Origin of the sequence: Pseudomonas sp. FP215, assembly GCF_030687795.1 — a bacterium.
GTDB lineage: Bacteria > Pseudomonadota > Gammaproteobacteria > Pseudomonadales > Pseudomonadaceae > Aquipseudomonas > Aquipseudomonas salmasensis.
On record NZ_CP117447.1, the window covers coordinates 6616017 to 6632357 of the forward strand.

A 16341-nucleotide genomic window follows, 5' to 3' on the forward strand; every position below is an offset into this window, starting at 1 on the left:
GCCCCGCTCCCCCCTGATTCAGCGGGCAGGCGCTATGTAGCCATAAAGGCGGCCTACGCTGCGTTAAGAAAAATCTGCATTTTTGCGTAACAAATCCGCCAGCCCTTCAGCCCGCATGGGCGGGCTGATCAGGTAACCCTGCACCTCGTCACACTGCTCGCCGCGCAGGAAATCCAGCTGCTGCTGATCCTCCACGCCTTCGGCCACTACCTTGAGCGCCAACCCGTGAGCCATGGCGATGATCGCGCGGGTGATCGCCGCATCCTCGCGTCCCTGGCCAAGCCCGCGGATAAAGGCCTGGTCGATCTTTACGTAGTCCACCGGGATGCGCTTGAGGTAGCTGAGGGATGAGTAACCGGTGCCAAAATCGTCGATGGCCAGCTTCACCCCCAGGTCACGCAATTGCTGGAAGGTGGCGATGATGTGTTCAACGCTGTCGAGCAACTGGCTTTCGGTCAGTTCCAGCTCCAGGTACTGCGGGTCCAGTGCGGTTTCTTCCAGCACTTGGCGCACCAGGCTGACCAGCTTGCCCTGGCGCAGCTGATGCACCGACAAGTTGACCGACACGCGAATCGGCGCCAGCCCCTGGCGCTGCCATTCGCAGGCCTGCCAGCAGGCCTGGCGCAGCACAAATTCGCCCAATGGCACGATCAAGCCGGTTTCTTCCGCCAAACCGATAAAGTCACTCGGCGGCACCATGCCCCACTGCGGATGCTCCCAGCGGACCAACGCCTCGGCAGCCTTCAGCTTGCCAGTGGCCAGGCACAGCTTGGGTTGGTAGAACACCGTGAGCTGACGCTCATCGATGGCTTTGCGCAGGTGGTTTTCCAGCTGCAAACGCTCCAGGGTGCTGGCTTGCAGGCTGTCGGTGAAGAACTGGAAATTATTCCCGCCCAAATGCTTGGCGTGCTGCATCGCCATATTCGCCTGGCTGACCAGTGCAGAAATTTCCCGTGCGTTATCCGGCAACAGGCTGACGCCCATCGAAGCGCTGACCACCAGTTCATGCCCCTCCACATTCACCGGCACGCGCAGTTTCGCCAGCAGCCGGGTCGCCACCCGTGCCAGGCTCGATAGGTTGCCATAGGCGTCAAACAGCACGGCGAATTCATCCCCGGACAGGCGCGCAATGGTGTCGGCCTCCGGCAGCGCGTTGATCAAGCGCCGCGCCATTTTCTGCAACAGTTGATCGGCCACTTCATGGCCCAGGCTGTCATTGAGCAACTTGAAGCGGTCGAGGTTGATATGCAGCAGCGCGAGGCTGCGACCGCCTTGGCGCACGCGCTGATGAGCTTCGCGCAGCCGTTCGCGAAACAGCGAGCGGTTGGCCAGGCCGGTCAACTCGTCGTAGTGAGTGAGGTAGCGCATGCGCTCTTCAGACTCGCGCCGGGCGGACAGATCGGCGAAGAACCCGACGATATGACTGACGTTCCCCCGCACATCGCGCACCACGTTCAGCTGTAGCCATTGCGGGTAGAGTTCACCGTTCTTGCGCGTTTCCACCAATTCGCCCTGCCACGTGCCGTGGCTGAGCAATGCCTGGCGGATCAGCGGGAAGTGGCGCCGCGCATCGCGACTGCAGGGCAGTTCCACGACGTTGCGGCCAAGCATGTCGTCGATGTCGAAACCGGTGACGCGGCTGAACGCCTGGTTCACGGCGATCAACGCATAGTTCGGGTCGAGGATCACAATGCCTTCGCTGGCCGCCTCGAACACCGTCGAGGCCAGACGTTGCTGCTCTTCCACCGCCTTGGCGGCGCTGATGTCACGGCGCGTGCCGAGCATACGGATGACCCGGCCACTGGGTGTGCGCTCCACGGCGCGCCCGCGGTCTTGGATCCACACCCAATGCCCATCGCCATGACGTATCCGGTATTCCACCTGATAGTCCTCGCTGCGGCCTTTGAGATGCTCGACCAGCGCGTGCTTGAGCAAGGGCAGATCGTCGGGGTGCAGGCGCGGTTTGAGGTGGCTGAGCATCGCCGTGACGTATTCGGGCTCCAGGCCGAACAACTCTTTGAGTTGTGTGTGGTGGACCTCGTCGGTTTGCAGGTTCCAGTCCCACAGGCCCAGTTCACTGGCTTGCAGGGCCATGGCCAGGCGCGCTTCGCTTTTACTCAAGGCGAGACTGGCAGCATCCAATTGCTGGCTGCGTTGCGCCACACGGTCTTGCAGGCCGACCTGGGCTTCACGCAAGTCCTGCTCCACCTCGCGGCGCTGCTCGACTTCGCGCACCAGCTCCAGGTTCAACTGCTCACTGCGTTGCTGCGCCTGCTGTAGATGCTCGATCAGGGCCTGGTTCTGGAAACGGCGCACCAGCCCGCGCTGGATCAGGCGGTTGACCTGCCACGCAACCAGGCTCAGGGACGCCAGCAGGATCAGCCCGAGTACGCCCCAGCCTTGTTGCTGCGGGGTGCCATCCCAGAACAGGTAAACGATGGCCGGCACCAGGCACGGCAAGGCAAACGACAGGTAGGCCCACAGGCTCACGGCATAGGCCACGCTGGCCGACAAGGTGGCGGCGCCAATCAGGCCAAACACCCAGGCCTGATGCATGAAGCTGTCCGTGGGCACCAAGGCAATGGCCGCAACCGAGAGGGTCAGGCCACTGACCGCCGAGCCGAGCATGAACATACGCCGCCACACGGGCTGGGCCTGCCGGCTGGGCATGGCCGAATCAAAGGCCGCCACTTGGATTACGCGCATCGCCACCAGGGCGAGCAGCCAGAGCAGCCAGACGCTGTCCAGCAGGTACTGATCGGGGTTCCACAGCAACCAGGCGCAGACCAGGCCATTGACCAGCATCAGCAGCGTCGGCAGCAACGAACCCTGATAGAGCAGGCGCGTGCGCTCAACCGCGATTTCGGTTGCATAGTGTTTACGGATGACCTGTGCGGGGGCCGGCGAAGGGCCAAACAGGTCGGTGCTAAGGGTCATAGGCGGTGTTCTTATAATGGTGAGCCCGAAACGTCGACGGAGCATACACAAGCAAGCGCCAGGGCCAAACTGCTACAAGTCATAAAAAACCTGTTGCGATTGGCCGCAAACCTTTGGCCCAGACCGCTTGGGCAAGACGCGGCACGGGCTGCGGCCGATGACCAACCGGTCATCACCCCCGCCAGAATGCTCGCCCCGGCGCTAGCGTGCAGGCGTTTTGCATCGACCATCCGGCATTGGGATTTGCCCAGGCCCCCCAAGGCCCATAGAATGCGTCGATGCGCGATGATCTCTCTCTTTTGCTGAACTCCCTCAACGATGCCCAACGCCAGGCCGTAGCGGCCCCCGTTGGCCGTCAGTTGGTCCTGGCCGGTGCTGGCTCCGGTAAAACCCGAGTGCTGGTGCACCGTATCGCCTGGTTGATCCAGGTCGAGAACGCGTCCCCGCATTCCATCCTGTCGGTGACCTTCACCAACAAGGCGGCTGCCGAGATGCGTCATCGCATCGAGCAGTTGATGGGCATCAGCCCGGCCGGCATGTGGGTGGGCACGTTCCACGGCCTGGCGCACCGCCTGTTGCGGGCGCATTGGCAGGAAGCGGGCCTGAGCCAGACCTTCCAGATTCTCGACAGCGACGACCAGCAACGCCTGGTCAAGCGCGTGATCCGCGAGCTGGGCCTGGACGAACAACGCTGGCCGGCGCGCCAGGCGCAGTGGTTCATCAACGGCCAGAAAGACGAAGGCCTGCGCCCGCAACATATCCAGGCCAGCGGCGACCTGTTCCTGGCCACCATGCGCAGCATTTATGAAGCCTATGAAGCGGCCTGCGTGCGCGCCGGCGTCATCGACTTCTCCGAACTGCTGCTGCGTGCCCTCGACCTGTGGCGCGACAACCCCGGTTTGCTGGCCCATTACCAAAAACGCTTCCGCCACATTCTGGTGGACGAGTTCCAGGACACCAACGCCGTGCAGTACGCCTGGTTGCGCCTGCTGGCCAAAGGCGGCGACAGCCTGATGGTGGTGGGCGATGACGACCAGTCGATCTACGGCTGGCGCGGTGCGAAAATCGAGAACATCTACCAGTATTCCGAAGACTTCCCGGACGCGGTGACCATCCGCCTGGAGCAGAATTACCGCTCCACCGCCGGGATCCTCAAGGCGGCCAACGCCTTGATCGCCAACAACACCGGGCGCCTGGGCAAAGAGCTGTGGACCGACGGCGGCGAAGGCGAAGCGATCAACCTGTACGCGGCGTTCAATGAGCACGATGAAGCGCGCTACGTGGTGGAAACCATCGAAAGCGCACTGAAAACTGGCCTGGCCCGCAGCGATATCGCGATTCTGTACCGTTCCAACGCCCAATCGCGGGTGCTGGAAGAAGCCTTGCTGCGCGAGCGCATCCCGTACCGCATCTACGGCGGCCAGCGCTTCTTTGAACGTGCCGAAATCAAGAACGCCATGGCCTACCTGCGCTTGCTGGAAGGCCGTGGTAACGATGCGGCGCTGGAGCGGGTGATCAATATCCCGGCGCGCGGCATTGGCGAGAAAACCGTCGAAGCGATCCGCGACCATGCGCGCCATGCCGATGTGTCGATGTGGGAAGCCATGCGCTTGCTGATCGCCAACAAAGGCCTGACTGGCCGTGCTGCCGGGGCGTTGGGCGTGTTTGTCGAGCTGATCGAGAACCTGGCCGCCAAGTGCGCAGAAATGCCGCTGCACCTGATGACTCAGACTGTGATCGAGCAGTCCGGGCTGATCGCCTATCACGAAGCGGAAAAAGGCGAGAAAGGCCAGGCCCGGGTAGAAAACCTTGAGGAACTGGTCAGCGCCGCGCGTGCGTTCGAAAACACCGATGACGACGAAGAGCTGACGCCGCTCGCCGCCTTCCTGGGCCACGCCTCGCTGGAAGCCGGCGATACCCAGGCCGATGAGCATGAAGACAGCATCCAGCTGATGACCTTGCACAGCGCCAAGGGCCTGGAGTTCCCTTACGTGTTCTTGGTGGGCATGGAAGAAGGCCTGTTCCCTCACAAGATGAGCCTGGAAGAACCTGGCCGTCTTGAAGAAGAACGCCGCCTGGCCTACGTGGGCATTACCAGGGCGATGCAGAACCTGGTGATGACCTACGCCGAGACCCGACGCCTGTACGGCAGCGAAACCTACAATAAGGTGTCGCGCTTCGTACGTGAGGTGCCAAAGGGACTGATCCAGGAAGTGCGCTTGTCCAACAGCGTCAGCCGCCCGTTCGGCGGTGGCCAGCAACAGAACTCCAGCAGCATGTTTGCCGGCTCCGAAATACCGGAAACCCCGTTCAGCCTGGGCCAGCAGGTCAAGCATGCGATCTTCGGCGAGGGGGTGATCCTCAACTTCGAAGGCGCCGGCGCCCAAGCCCGGGTGCAGGTGAACTTCGCCGAGGGCAGCAAGTGGCTGATGATGGGTTACGCCAAGCTCGAAGCGGTCTGAACCCCACTCCTGTAGGAGCGAGCTTGCTCGCGAAGAACGCCCAGACAATGCGTTCATCCAGAATGCCCACGTAATCGTTGACGATTTTCGCGAGCAAGCTCGCTCCTACAGGAAGATACGGCTGCGCCCTTGTATTTCACACGGGCGGGCCAATATCTGTAATCAGTCCTACAGACCCTTCGGATTTGATCTTACGCAAAAGCCCGAAACATTATGCCGCTAGCCACTGCCACGACACCTGTGCAACATGGCGCGCGTGCAATCCACAAATGGGAATTCCCTATATGAAACGTTTTCTTAGCATCGCCATGGCGTTGTGCATCGGCCTGACGATGAGCCTCGACGCCAACGCCAAACGCTTCGGTGGCGGCAAAAGCTCGGGCGCGGCACCGACTCACCAGACCAGCCAAATGGCTCCATCCGCCGGTGCGGGCGGTGCTGCGGCGACTGCAGGCGCAGCCGGTGCCGCTGGCGCTGCTGCCAAGGCCGGCGGTGCTTCGCGCTGGCTGGGCCCACTGGCTGGCATCGCCGCCGGTGGCCTGCTGGCGTCCATGTTCATGGGCGACGGCTTCCAGGGCATGCAGATCTTCGACATCCTGATCATGGGCGTCATCGCCTTTTTGGTCTTCCGCTTTATCGCCGCCCGTCGCCGCAAGCAGCAGGAGCACCTGGCTCCAGCCGGCGCGCCGATGCAGCGTGAAGCGTTCGAACAAAAGCCTGCAATGGGTTCGATCTTCGGTGGTTCGGCAGCCCCTGCCGCCCGTCCGGTGATCAACGCACCGGCCTGGTTCAACGAAGAGCGTTTCGTCGAAGCGGCCCGCAGCCACTTCCAGTCCCTGCAACAGCACTGGGACGCCAACGAAATGGACAAGATCTCCGAGTTCGTGACCCCGCAACTGCTGGAGTTCCTCAAGCGCGAACGTGCCGAGATCGGTGACGCCTTCCAGTCGACCTACATCGACGACCTGCGCGTACAGCTCGACGGCGTGGATGATCGCGCCGACAAGACCATCGCCACCCTGACCTTCAGCGGTGTGTCGAAGTCCTCGCGTTTCGACCAGGGCGAAGTGTTCAGCGAAAGCTGGAACATGGAACGCGCCCAGGGCGACGACCAGCCATGGCTGGTCGCCGGTATCCGCCAGAACGGCTAATACTTGCGCGGTTGAGCAAGCGGTAACAAAAACCCCGGACATGTCCGGGGTTTTCTATTTCACGGTTGCACTTATAGCGAGCTACTGTATAAAACGCCCCTATAAACCGCGCCATCTAGCAAGAGGATCCCGGCCGTGGAAGAAATCATCGAACAACTGCGTGAAGCCAACGAACCGGTCCCGGTTCCTTTGGAGCTACCTGACGAAGACCAACTGGTGGAAATCGAAGAACAACTGTTCATCGACATCCCCTTTGTCTTCCGCGAATTCCTGCTGACCGTCAGTGACGTGGTCTATGGCAGCCTGGAGCCAGTGACCGTCACCGACCCGCAGTCCCACACCTACCTGCCGGACGTTGCCGCCAACGCCTGGGATGCCGGTGTGGATCGCAGCCTGATCCCAATCTGCCAGGACGGCGATGACTACTACTGCGTCGAAGAAGACGGCACCGTGGTGTTGTGGTCTGCCGAAGAAGAACTTGTCCAGGAAGAAACCTGGGAATCGGTGTGGCACTGGGCGCGGGACGTCTGGCTGGAAAGCTGAGTCCCTTGTAGGAGCCGAGCTTGCTCGCGAGAAACCTGAGGGCGCCGCTGGGTGTCAGGTTTCCCGCGTTATCGTTAACGATCTTCGCGAGCAAGCTCGCTCCTACGGTGTGTCCTTGTGGTTATCCAGCGTCTCCAGCAACGCAACCTGCATCCGCGTATGCACACGGATAAACCAGCGCCAGAGCACTGCAGCCACCGCCGCCGTGACCACGGCAATCAGCACCAGCAACTTGTTGGTCGGCAGAATACTGGCCGACAAGGCTGCCAATAGCAGGAAGATCACCAGCAGCGACAAGATAGGGATCAGCTCCGCAATCACCCGTCGCACACGCTGGGTATGCCGCCCGGCCATTTCCGGTTTCACGCTCATCTCCGCCAGCAGCATCGACAGCGCCTTGAGCTTGCGATACGCCGCAATCAGAAACGGCAACGACACCAGCAGCGCCCCACCCCAGATCAACGCCTTCTGCCAACTCTGATCGCTGACCCAGCCCTGCAGATACCCACCGATGCGCTCCGCGAAAAAGCTGCCGGCAAAGAAGATCGCGATCACCAACGCCAGGTTTACCCCGACTTGCAGGATGATCTTGCGGATCATCGCGGCCAACATCGCCCCCTCGCCCTGAGGCTGAATGCTGCGCAGCCATTCGCCATACATGCCGAACACCCGGCTCATACGCTTGGGCATCACCGCCGCGATCTTCAACGACAGTGGGTCCGCGCCACGGATCAGGTAGGGCGTGAGCAGCGTGGTGATCGCCGAAACGGCCACCGCCACGGGGTACAGAAAGTCGCTGGTGACCTGTAGCGTCATCCCCATCGCCGCGATGATGAAAGAAAACTCGCCAATTTGTGAAAGCCCCATACCGACCCGCAGCGAGGTGCGGCCATCGTTGCCGGCGATAAACGCGCCCAGCCCGCAAGACAGCATCTTGCCCACCACCACGGCCACAGTGATCACTGCAATGGGCCAGGCGTATTGCAGCAGGATCTGCGGGTCGATCATCAAGCCAATCGCCACGAAGAAAATTGCGCTGAACATGTCGCGAACGGGCTCTATCAGGCCCTCGATCTTAATCAACTGCCGGGATTCCGCCATGATTGCGCCGATCAGAAAGGCCCCGAGCACCATGCTGTATTCCAACTTCACCACCAGCAGGCAGAAGCCGAAACACAGGCCCAACACGGTGATCAGCAGCATCTCGTTGCTTTCGAACCTGGCCACATAGGCCAGCAGGCGCGGCACCAGCAAAATACCAATCACCAGGGCGACGATCATGAACAGCGAGAGCTTGCCGACCGTGGCGAACACCTCGCCGGAGCTGACCGTGCCACTGACGGCAATGCTCGACAGCAAGGCAATGATGCCGATACCCAGGATGTCCTCGACAATCAGCACACCGAAAATCAGCTGGGCAAACCGCTGGTCTTTCATCTTCAGGTCGTTGAGGGCCTTGACGATAATGGTGGTCGAGGAGATTGCCAGGATCGCGCCGAGGAACAGCGAGTCCATGGTGCTCCAGTCGAACCAGCGACCGATCTCGTAGCCGATCCAGATCATCAGCACGATTTCCAGGAACGCCGCGATAAACGCCGTGGCCCCGACTTTGAATAGCTTGCGCAGGCTGAATTCCAGGCCCAGGCAGAACATCAGGAAGATGACCCCCAGCTCCGCCAGGGTCTTGATCGTGTCTTCATCGTGGATCAGGCCAAACGGCGGGGTGTGGGGGCCGATAATGAAGCCGGCGACGATGTAGCCCAACACCACCGGCTGCTTGAAGCGGTGAAACAGGATGGTGACCACCCCTGCCACCAGCATGATCACGGCCAAGTCCTGGATAAAGCTGATGGCGTGCATGGCGAGGGGCTCCTTGAGGGTGCCGGCGCTTTTCCCACTTCCGGCCGCGCCTTTGTAGGGTCGGAAAAGTCTGCCTTGATCGTAAGAAAAGCCCTGAGAAGGGCTTTTGAAGGGTAACACCGCGACTTCTGCTGGAAAGCCGGTGCAATATATGGAAACAGATCGCTGCGCGCGTGACGGCAAGCCGCCTGACGGCGTCCCGTTAGGGATGGCGCTGCAAAGACCTTGAGTACCCGCAGAGGTGCCTTCCCCCCAACCAATGCCTACAACCCGTGAGTGTGCTATGGAACCCGGAAACGCCCAGCTGTCGATGACGGTACTGATGACCCCTGACATGGCCAACTTCTCTGGCAATGTGCACGGCGGCACGCTGCTCAAGTACCTCGACGAAGTGGCCTACGCCTGCGCCAGCCGTTATGCCGGTCGTTATGTGGTCACGTTGTCGGTAGACCAGGTGATCTTTCGCGAGCCGATCCATGTCGGTGAACTGGTGACCTTCCTGGCGTCAGTCAACTACACCGGCAATACGTCGATGGAAGTGGGCATCAAGGTGGTGACCGAGAACATCCGTGAACGCTCGGTGCGCCATACCAACAGCTGCTTCTTCACCATGGTGGCCGTGGACGACCAGCGCAAACCTGCCGCTGTACCGCCGTGGCAGCCGCAGAACAGCGAGGACAAGCGCCGCTTTGTGCAGGCTCAGCAGCGTCGGCAGATTCGCCAGGAATTGGAAAAGCGCTACCGGGAAATCAAAGCCGACGCGCCGTAAACTCCAAGCGGCGAATCAACTCAAAAAAATGTGTGCGGGCTTGCCCGCGATAGCAGTGGTTCAGTCGACATCGCTTTGACTGAGATACCGCCATCGCGGGCAAGCCCGCTCCCACATTGGGTTCTGTGTCATTACAGGCTGATCGGTGTGGCTTCGAAGCGCACACGCGGATGGGCAATACGGTCCTGGGCCCGCACCAGTTCCAGTTCATAACTGGCGCAGGCCTGGGTTTCCAGCAGCACTTCATGCACGGCCGCGGCGGTGAATTCAAAGGCAGCCACCAGGCTATCACCCAACAGCACCCGCGCCAGGAACAGCCCGGACGTCAGGTCGCCGACGCCCACTGGCTGACGCGGAAACGCCAGCAGGGGCCGGCGTAAGTGCCAACTGCCATCAGCCGTCACCAACAGCATTTCAAAGCCTTCTGGCAGTTTGCCTGGGTAATCCAGGTGCTTGACCAGCACCGCTTTGGGCCCGCGCGCCAGCAAGGCCCTGGCCATCGCCAGGCAATCGAACAGCGATTGCGGCTTGCGCCCGGCAAAACTGTCCAGCTCCAGTTGGTTGGGGCACAGGAAATCCGCCATGGCGGCGGCTTCATCCAAGAGGAAATCGCTGACCTCCTGCGGCACGATGCAACCCTTTTCCGGGTGGCCCATCACCGGGTCGCACAGGTACAGCGCCTTGGGGTTGATCGCCTTGATGCGCGCCACACCGCTGAGGATGGCGCGGCCCTGGTCTGCACTGCCCAGGTATCCGGACAGCACCGCATCACAGTTGCCCAGCTCGCCGATCGCGGCAATGCCCTCCACCAATGCAGGAATTTGCTGCGGCGCCAACACTTCGCCCGCCCACTGTCCATACTGTGTGTGGTTGGAGAACTGCACCGTGTTGAGCGGCCAGACGTTCACCCCGACCCGCTGCATGGGGAACACGGCGGCGCTGTTTCCGGCGTGGCCGAAGACCACATGAGACTGGATCGCAAGCAGGTGAGGTGTACGTTTCATGCGGGAGATTTCCGTAAAACCGTTGAATTTCTGGCCGAGCAGTATGCGACTAAACGCAGCCTGTACGACAGACCGGCGACACAGTTAAGCTGCGCTCACTTTGTTGGAGTTCATGGAATGCTGACCCTGGGAAACATCTTCGTCTTGATGCTGCTGGCAACCGGCGCCGCCTGGGTTTGGCACAACCACGGCCTGCGTGAACGGGCGCTGGCGCGGGTCAAGCAGCATTGCGCCAAGCTTGATATCGAGCTGCTCGACGGTGCCGTGGCACTTAAACGCATCGGCTTCGTGAAGGATGCCAATGGCCGCCGACGCTTGGCCCGTATCTATAATTTCGAGTTCACCGTGACCGGCGAAACCCGGCACGCCGGGGTCATCACCCAATTTGGCGCCCACAGTGCGCAGATCGAACTGGCGCCCTACCCGTTCGAAACCAAGGAGCCGCTGCCCAGCGCCGAGATCATCGAATTGAGCCAGTGGCGCCAGGACCACGCCAGCAAGAAACATCAGTAACGGCAGGCCGCCAAGGAGCTCTGCAAGGCGGTCACGTTCTGTGGTTCGCTGAAGATCAATTCAACACGTGAATCGCGCCGCCAAGCGCTGGGTTGCCAGTGCAGTGGACTGTTATCCACAGCGTTCGCGGACACCCAACCCTCGACGCTGTGGATAACCAATTTGGCACGGCGCCAGTCGAGACTCGAGAGCCACTGATGCAGACGGCTGACATCGAATCGCTGGCTGGGGTGCCAGCGCCAGCCAATGCTCCAGCCGCCCTCCTGGCTCTGGCTCAAACAGATCGGCAGCCCAGGGTCGCTCCAGATCGCCGGCATTTGCCCCACCGCATCAGGCACCGCAAAGTTATCCACAGCGCTTTGGGCCTGCGCTTTCAAACCGGGCAACAGGTTGAGTGGCAATTGCGCCTGGCGTGTCCAATGGAGCGGGCAATCAGGTAATTGCGCTTCAATCGCCTGACGTTGCGCAGACGTCAGCGTCTCCTCCTTGTTCAGCACCAGCAGTCCGGCATTGGCCAACGCCTCCTGCTGTGCCAGGGGCAACGGCCTGCCCGCCGCCAACGCCTGGGCATCGAGTACCAGCACACAAGGCTGCACCGCCAGCACGTTTTGCCATGGTGCCTGCTGCAGTTGCTTGAGCAATTGCGCCGGATGGCCCAAGCCCGAGGGCTCGATAAACAGCCGATCCGGCTTGGCCTTACGCAACAAGCGGCCCAGCCCTACCTGGAAGGGTGCGCCGTTCACACAGCACAAACAGCCGCCCGCCACCTCGCCCAGAGCGATACCGTCATCGTCTTGTGTGAGTAGGGCAGCGTCCAGGCCGATCTGGCCGAATTCATTGATCAGCACCGCCCAGCGCTCGTTGGCCGGGCGCTGGGCAAGCAGGTGCTTGATCAGGCTGGTCTTGCCGGCGCCCAAGGGCCCGGCGATCACATGGGTAGGAATGTTCTGCAGCATAAGAGGCATGGTTCAGGCCGTTTAGAGCGTTTGATCCTACGCGGTTATGCCAGCCAATCCAGCGTCAGAATCAACCGTCGCTCATCGGCCTTGAGCGCCGGCGAGCGGTGGATCAAGCCATGCCCTTCGTTGCCGTGCCATTTGGTGCCTTTGAGCAGCGCCACTTCACCGCAGTGGATCTGCTCGATACGCTCAGTGGGCACGGCATCCGCCTGGCTCAATGTGCGCCGGTCCATGACATCTTCGCGCAACCATTGGCTACCGATACCGGCGTAAGTGGTGATCAGCCGAACCGGTACGTGATCGACGTGAAAGCGCGGGCACATGGCTTTGTCCAACAGCCGTAAACGCACGCCGATGCGCTTGGCACCAAGCAGGCAAGCGAAGGCACTGACCAGCCACGACACATCGGCGATAAACCCGTCGTAACCTTCAAGATCACGACAACTGGACGCCAGACCCCGCAAGTTCGGCACCGCGTCTTCGTTGTTCAACTCGATTACCAAGGATTCGGCCAGTGGCTCATCGAGCGCCACCAGCAAAGCGCCAAACTCGGCGATATGCAGGGGCAGTTGGCGCTGCCAGATTGCCAGGTTGACACCGTCATTGAGGATATCGGACAGCGCCAGCGGCGTTTCGCCGAAGCTTTGGCGGATGACTGGGCGCAGGGGAATCACCGGGGCCAGCATCAGGCGACCTGCTCGTACCAAGGGCCAAAGGGGTCGGGCAACTGGCGCCAACCTTCGACCCCCAGAGCCATTTCTTCATCGTTGAGCAAGCAGGCGTCCAACTCGGCACGCATCTGGGCAAAGTCGATGTTTTGCCCGATAAACACCAGCTCCTGACGGCAGTCACCGGTGCTAAATTGCCAGTTGGCCATGATCGCCGCCACGCTTTCTTCGTCCTGCGGCCACTGGCTTTTCGGCACAAAGCGCCACCAACGCCCGGCAAACCCATGGCGCATCAAGCCACCCGCCTGGGACCAACTGCCCGCATCCTGATGTTTGCTGGCCAACCAGAAGAAACCCTTGGAGCGCAACAGCTTGCCGTTGACCCAGGGGCGGTCGATAAAGTCGAAAAACCGCTGTGGATGGAAGGGCCGGCGCGCACGGTAAGCGGTGGACGCAATGCCGAATTCTTCGGTTTCCGGCACATGCTCACCGCGCAATTCCTGCAACCAGCCCGGTGCCTGGGCGGCGCGTTCGAAGTCGAAACGGCCAGTGTTGAGGATCTTGTTCAGCGGCACTTCGCCCATGACCATCGGGATGATTTCCGCCTGGGCGTTGAGGCGCTCGAGGATGGCCATCAGTTCTTCGCGTTCGCGGCTGCTGATCAGGTCGATCTTGCTGATCAGGATGACGTCGGCGAATTCGATCTGTTCGATCAACAAGTCGGTGATGGAGCGTTCATCCTCTTCACCGAGGGTTTCGCCCCGTGAAGCCAGGCTTTCGGCAGCCTGGTAGTCGAGCAGGAAATTCATGCCGTCGACCACGGTGACCATGGTGTCCAGGCGTGCAATGTCGGCCAGGCTTTGCTCGTTTTCATCACGGAAAGTGAAGGTTTCGGCCACGGGCAAAGGTTCGGAAATACCGGTGGATTCGATCAGCAGGTAATCGAAACGACCTTCCTTGGCGAGTTTTCCCACTTCTTCAAGCAAGTCTTCACGCAAGGTGCAGCAGATGCAGCCGTTGCTCATTTCCACCAGTTTTTCTTCCGAACGATTGAGCGTGACATCACGCTGCACCTCGCTGCCGTCGATGTTGATTTCGCTCATGTCGTTGACGATCACCGCCACCCGCAGGTTGTCGCGGTTGCGTAGGACATAGTTGAGCAGCGTACTTTTACCGGCGCCGAGAAAGCCGGACAACACGGTCACAGGGAGACGATTGGGCATCAGGTATTCCTCATCAAGGTTGGCCGGTCAAACTGCCCGTTTATGGCGTTCGCGCAGCTCTTCACGTTCTTTGGCTTCGATACACAAGGTGGCGGTGGGACGCAGCAGCAGGCGTGGCAGGCCGATGGGTTCGCCGGTTTCACGGCACCAGCCGTATTCGCCACGGGCCAGCAGCTCCAGGGCGTCGTCGATCTTGTCCAACAGCTTCTTTTCACGCTCCAGCAGGCGCAGTTGCCATTGGCGTTGCTCTTCGGCACTGCCGATGTCCGCCAGGTCGCTGTTGGTTTCCTGCTCGCGCAGTGCCTGGAACTGCGCGTCGATACGGGCTTGCAGGTCATCGCGCTGAGCCAGCAACAGCTCGCGGAAGAAGCGTTGTTGGGCCTCATTCATGTAGTCGGCCGCTGGTTGGGCCAACAAATCTTGTTCGGTCATGGGAAACGGTTCGCGGGTCGGGCTGTGCTTTTATGTTATAGTATAACAATACAAATAAGCCAATCCCTCTTGCTCGCCGCGACGAAGGGCGCAATGCTGGGTCACCTTCTTATGCTGAGAAACCCGATGAGATATCTGCTGTGCGCCCTGCTATTGGCAGCGGCCGGGCCTGCCTGCGCCCAGGCCCCCAGCCTGGTTGCCAAGTGCACACGCAGCGCCACCCTGCTGGCCTGTGTAGACCCGTTGGGCAATGCCTATAGCGTGGCAACCGTCGGCAGCACTACGTATCTGCGCGGTTTCGAAGTGATCGGCAAACGCTATTGGGCGCAGACCAACAGCCGGTATGGGCAACTGACGTTTTTTACCGGGTTGGCATCGGATGGCGAGGCGTGGGTCGGCTACACACGGCGCGTGGGCTGGACCACTATCAACCGGTTTTCCAGCTCAGGAGGCGCCAGCGCCAAGTTCACCTGCAGCCGAATGACCGGCTGTTAGGCCTGGCTGTTTTTCTGCGCCTGCACCCAGGCCATGTAGCTGTTCATGGGTGGGTTCTTCTGGAAGTAACGTTTGAGGCCTTCGAAAAGGCCATCCGCCACCGCCTGTTGATGGCGCACCGTCACCAGCCGCTGGGCGTCGCGGGCGTTGGAGATGAAGCCCGTCTCCACCAAAATCGAGGGTACGTCCGGTGACTTGAGCACGGCGAACCCGGCCTGCTCCACACGTTTCTGATGCAGGCTGGTGATGTTTTGCAGGCTGCCCAATACCGAGCTGCCCAGTTGCAGGCTGGAGGCGATGGTCGCGTTCATCGACATGTCGAGAATCACCCCGGCTAACATCGGGTCCTTGTCCTTCAGATTGAGCAAGGTGGTAGCGCCCAGCAAGTCGGCGCCATTTTCGCGCTGGGCCATGAAACGCGCCGTGGCCGAGGTGGCGCCCCCTTCAGACAACGCATACACCGAGGCGCCTGACGCGGTCAGCCGTGGCGCGGCGTCGGCATGTACCGAGATAAACATATCGGCCTTATGCTGGCGGGCGATATCCACGCGCTTGCGCAGCGGCACGAAGAAGTCGTCGTTGCGCACCAGTTTTACGTCAAAACCCTTTTCGCGTTTCAGGCGTTTAGCCAGCAACTGGGCAATCGACAGCACCACATCTTTTTCGCGCTGGCCCTTGGAGCCGATGGCGCCGGGGTCTTTGCCGCCATGGCCGGGGTCGACCACCACGATGATGTCGCGCTTGGGGTGCGCCTTGTCTACCGGCGCCACCAAGGGTGCTGGCTCAGCGGCGATTTGACGGGGCGCACGGGTCGCGTTGGTCAAGTCCAGCACCAGGCGATGGCCTTGTCCCTCCTGGGGCGGCAACACGAAACTGTTGAGCTGCATCGGCGCGACCAGGTCCAGCACGATGCGCGTATCGCTCTTGCCGAAATGCCCGGAACGGATCGAGGTAATCCCACTGTTCTTCAACGCCAATTGGGAAAAGTCGCCGCTGAGCCCGGCGCCACTCAAGTCGATGATCAATCGGTCTGGTGAGGTCAGGGAAAAGGTCTTGTATTGCACCGGGCCGCTGAGGTCGAACACCAGGCGCAGCTTATCGTCCGAGCGCCACAGGCGTGCATTGCGAATCTGCGTGGCGTAAGCCCCCAAAGGCAAGGTGAACAGGGGGCTGACCAGCAGCAGGTTGAGGAGCTGACGTCTGTGCATGACATATACCGCAGATAAAGGAGCGTCCCTACTCGACGTGACTGAACAAAGGCTGGAGCAGAAAATTCATCGTAGCTCGTATTGTTATACTATAACATGTCGAATTATTTCCAACCA

Annotated in this window: 14 protein-coding genes; 6 read left to right on the forward strand and 8 right to left on the reverse strand. The window is 60.8% G+C overall.

Annotated features, from left to right (window positions below; all coding sequences use genetic code 11):
* Positions 1-63: 63 nt before the first annotated feature.
* Positions 64-2937 carry an EAL domain-containing protein gene (locus tag PSH76_RS30140; RefSeq protein ID WP_032894429.1) on the reverse strand — a complete coding sequence of 958 codons (2874 nt, stop codon included), beginning with the start codon at positions 2935-2937 and terminating at the stop codon, positions 64-66.
* 278 nt (positions 2938-3215) lie between these two features.
* On the opposite strand from PSH76_RS30140, the gene uvrD reads away from it, so the two are divergent.
* The 3 genes from uvrD to PSH76_RS30155 all read left to right on the forward strand — a co-directional run bounded on the left by uvrD (position 3216) and on the right by PSH76_RS30155 (position 7093).
* Complete coding sequence (gene uvrD, locus PSH76_RS30145) at positions 3216-5399, forward strand: DNA helicase II (protein ID WP_044270067.1); 2184 nt, start codon at positions 3216-3218, stop codon at positions 5397-5399.
* Positions 5400-5683: 284 nt separating this feature from the next.
* Positions 5684-6550 carry a Tim44 domain-containing protein gene (locus PSH76_RS30150; RefSeq protein WP_003195740.1) on the forward strand — a complete coding sequence of 289 codons (867 nt, stop codon included), beginning with the start codon at positions 5684-5686 and terminating at the stop codon, positions 6548-6550.
* Between the two features lie 135 nt (positions 6551-6685).
* Complete coding sequence (locus PSH76_RS30155) at positions 6686-7093, forward strand: SMI1/KNR4 family protein (protein WP_003195742.1); 408 nt, start codon at positions 6686-6688, stop codon at positions 7091-7093.
* Between the two features lie 102 nt (positions 7094-7195).
* On the opposite strand, the gene PSH76_RS30165 is transcribed toward PSH76_RS30155, so the two are convergent.
* Positions 7196-8953 carry a cation:proton antiporter gene (locus PSH76_RS30165; protein WP_305493381.1) on the reverse strand — a complete coding sequence of 586 codons (1758 nt, stop codon included), beginning with the start codon at positions 8951-8953 and terminating at the stop codon, positions 7196-7198.
* A gap of 283 nt (positions 8954-9236) precedes the next feature.
* On the opposite strand from PSH76_RS30165, the gene PSH76_RS30170 reads away from it, so the two are divergent.
* Positions 9237-9722 (forward strand): acyl-CoA thioesterase, encoded by a 486-nt coding sequence (locus PSH76_RS30170; RefSeq protein WP_305493382.1) that lies wholly within the window; start codon positions 9237-9239, stop codon positions 9720-9722.
* Positions 9723-9853: 131 nt separating this feature from the next.
* On the opposite strand, the gene pdxY is transcribed toward PSH76_RS30170, so the two are convergent.
* Positions 9854-10726: a pyridoxal kinase PdxY gene (gene pdxY, locus PSH76_RS30175; protein WP_305493383.1), complete on the reverse strand. Its 873-nt coding sequence runs from the start codon at positions 10724-10726 to the stop codon at positions 9854-9856.
* Positions 10727-10843: 117 nt separating this feature from the next.
* Between pdxY and PSH76_RS30180 the strand changes: the two genes are divergently transcribed.
* Positions 10844-11239, forward strand: a complete 396-nt coding sequence (locus PSH76_RS30180) for a DUF3301 domain-containing protein (RefSeq protein ID WP_003195752.1) — start codon at positions 10844-10846, stop codon at positions 11237-11239.
* On the opposite strand, the gene PSH76_RS30185 is transcribed toward PSH76_RS30180, so the two are convergent.
* The 4 genes from PSH76_RS30185 to dksA are packed head-to-tail and all read right to left on the reverse strand — an operon-like array spanning position 11233 to position 14521.
* The gene (locus tag PSH76_RS30185) at positions 11233-12195 is read right to left on the reverse strand and encodes a GTP-binding protein (protein WP_305494507.1); all 963 of its coding nucleotides are present in this window, start codon (positions 12193-12195) and stop codon (positions 11233-11235) included. The genes PSH76_RS30180 and PSH76_RS30185 overlap by 7 nt on opposite strands.
* Before the next feature lie 44 nt (positions 12196-12239).
* Positions 12240-12884 carry a DUF1826 domain-containing protein gene (locus PSH76_RS30190; RefSeq protein ID WP_278918315.1) on the reverse strand — a complete coding sequence of 215 codons (645 nt, stop codon included), beginning with the start codon at positions 12882-12884 and terminating at the stop codon, positions 12240-12242.
* A complete protein-coding gene (gene zigA, locus PSH76_RS30195; protein ID WP_278918314.1) occupies positions 12884-14089 on the reverse strand; it encodes a zinc metallochaperone GTPase ZigA in 1206 nt (401 codons plus the stop codon). Before zigA ends, PSH76_RS30190 begins: the two co-directional genes overlap by 1 nt.
* Before the next feature lie 27 nt (positions 14090-14116).
* The gene (gene dksA / locus PSH76_RS30200; protein ID WP_032894419.1) at positions 14117-14521 is read right to left on the reverse strand and encodes an RNA polymerase-binding protein DksA; all 405 of its coding nucleotides are present in this window, start codon (positions 14519-14521) and stop codon (positions 14117-14119) included.
* Positions 14522-14647: 126 nt separating this feature from the next.
* On the opposite strand from dksA, the gene PSH76_RS30205 reads away from it, so the two are divergent.
* Positions 14648-15016 carry a glutamine synthetase gene (locus tag PSH76_RS30205; protein ID WP_098949995.1) on the forward strand — a complete coding sequence of 123 codons (369 nt, stop codon included), beginning with the start codon at positions 14648-14650 and terminating at the stop codon, positions 15014-15016.
* Here PSH76_RS30205 and PSH76_RS30210 read toward each other — a convergent pair.
* Positions 15013-16224, reverse strand: a complete 1212-nt coding sequence (locus PSH76_RS30210; RefSeq protein WP_305493384.1) for an N-acetylmuramoyl-L-alanine amidase — start codon at positions 16222-16224, stop codon at positions 15013-15015. The genes PSH76_RS30205 and PSH76_RS30210 overlap by 4 nt on opposite strands.
* Positions 16225-16341 lie beyond the last annotated feature (117 nt).

Excerpts from the sequence above, each read along its gene's own strand:
- PSH76_RS30140 (WP_032894429.1), bottom strand. The coding sequence starts at position 2,937 with ATGACCCTTAGCACCGACCTGTTTGGCCCTTCGCCGGCCCCCGCACAG.
- uvrD (WP_044270067.1), top strand. The coding sequence starts at position 3,216 with ATGCGCGATGATCTCTCTCTTTTGCTGAACTCCCTCAACGATGCCCAA.
- PSH76_RS30150 (WP_003195740.1), top strand. The coding sequence starts at position 5,684 with ATGAAACGTTTTCTTAGCATCGCCATGGCGTTGTGCATCGGCCTGACG.
- PSH76_RS30165 (WP_305493381.1), bottom strand. The coding sequence starts at position 8,953 with ATGCACGCCATCAGCTTTATCCAGGACTTGGCCGTGATCATGCTGGTG.
- PSH76_RS30170 (WP_305493382.1), top strand. The coding sequence starts at position 9,237 with ATGGAACCCGGAAACGCCCAGCTGTCGATGACGGTACTGATGACCCCT.
- pdxY (WP_305493383.1), bottom strand. The coding sequence starts at position 10,726 with ATGAAACGTACACCTCACCTGCTTGCGATCCAGTCTCATGTGGTCTTC.
- PSH76_RS30180 (WP_003195752.1), top strand. The coding sequence starts at position 10,844 with ATGCTGACCCTGGGAAACATCTTCGTCTTGATGCTGCTGGCAACCGGC.
- PSH76_RS30185 (WP_305494507.1), bottom strand. The coding sequence starts at position 12,195 with ATGCTGCAGAACATTCCTACCCATGTGATCGCCGGGCCCTTGGGCGCC.
- PSH76_RS30190 (WP_278918315.1), bottom strand. The coding sequence starts at position 12,884 with ATGCTGGCCCCGGTGATTCCCCTGCGCCCAGTCATCCGCCAAAGCTTC.
- zigA (WP_278918314.1), bottom strand. The coding sequence starts at position 14,089 with ATGCCCAATCGTCTCCCTGTGACCGTGTTGTCCGGCTTTCTCGGCGCC.
- dksA (WP_032894419.1), bottom strand. The coding sequence starts at position 14,521 with ATGACCGAACAAGATTTGTTGGCCCAACCAGCGGCCGACTACATGAAT.
- PSH76_RS30205 (WP_098949995.1), top strand. The coding sequence starts at position 14,648 with ATGAGATATCTGCTGTGCGCCCTGCTATTGGCAGCGGCCGGGCCTGCC.
- PSH76_RS30210 (WP_305493384.1), bottom strand. The coding sequence starts at position 16,224 with ATGCACAGACGTCAGCTCCTCAACCTGCTGCTGGTCAGCCCCCTGTTC.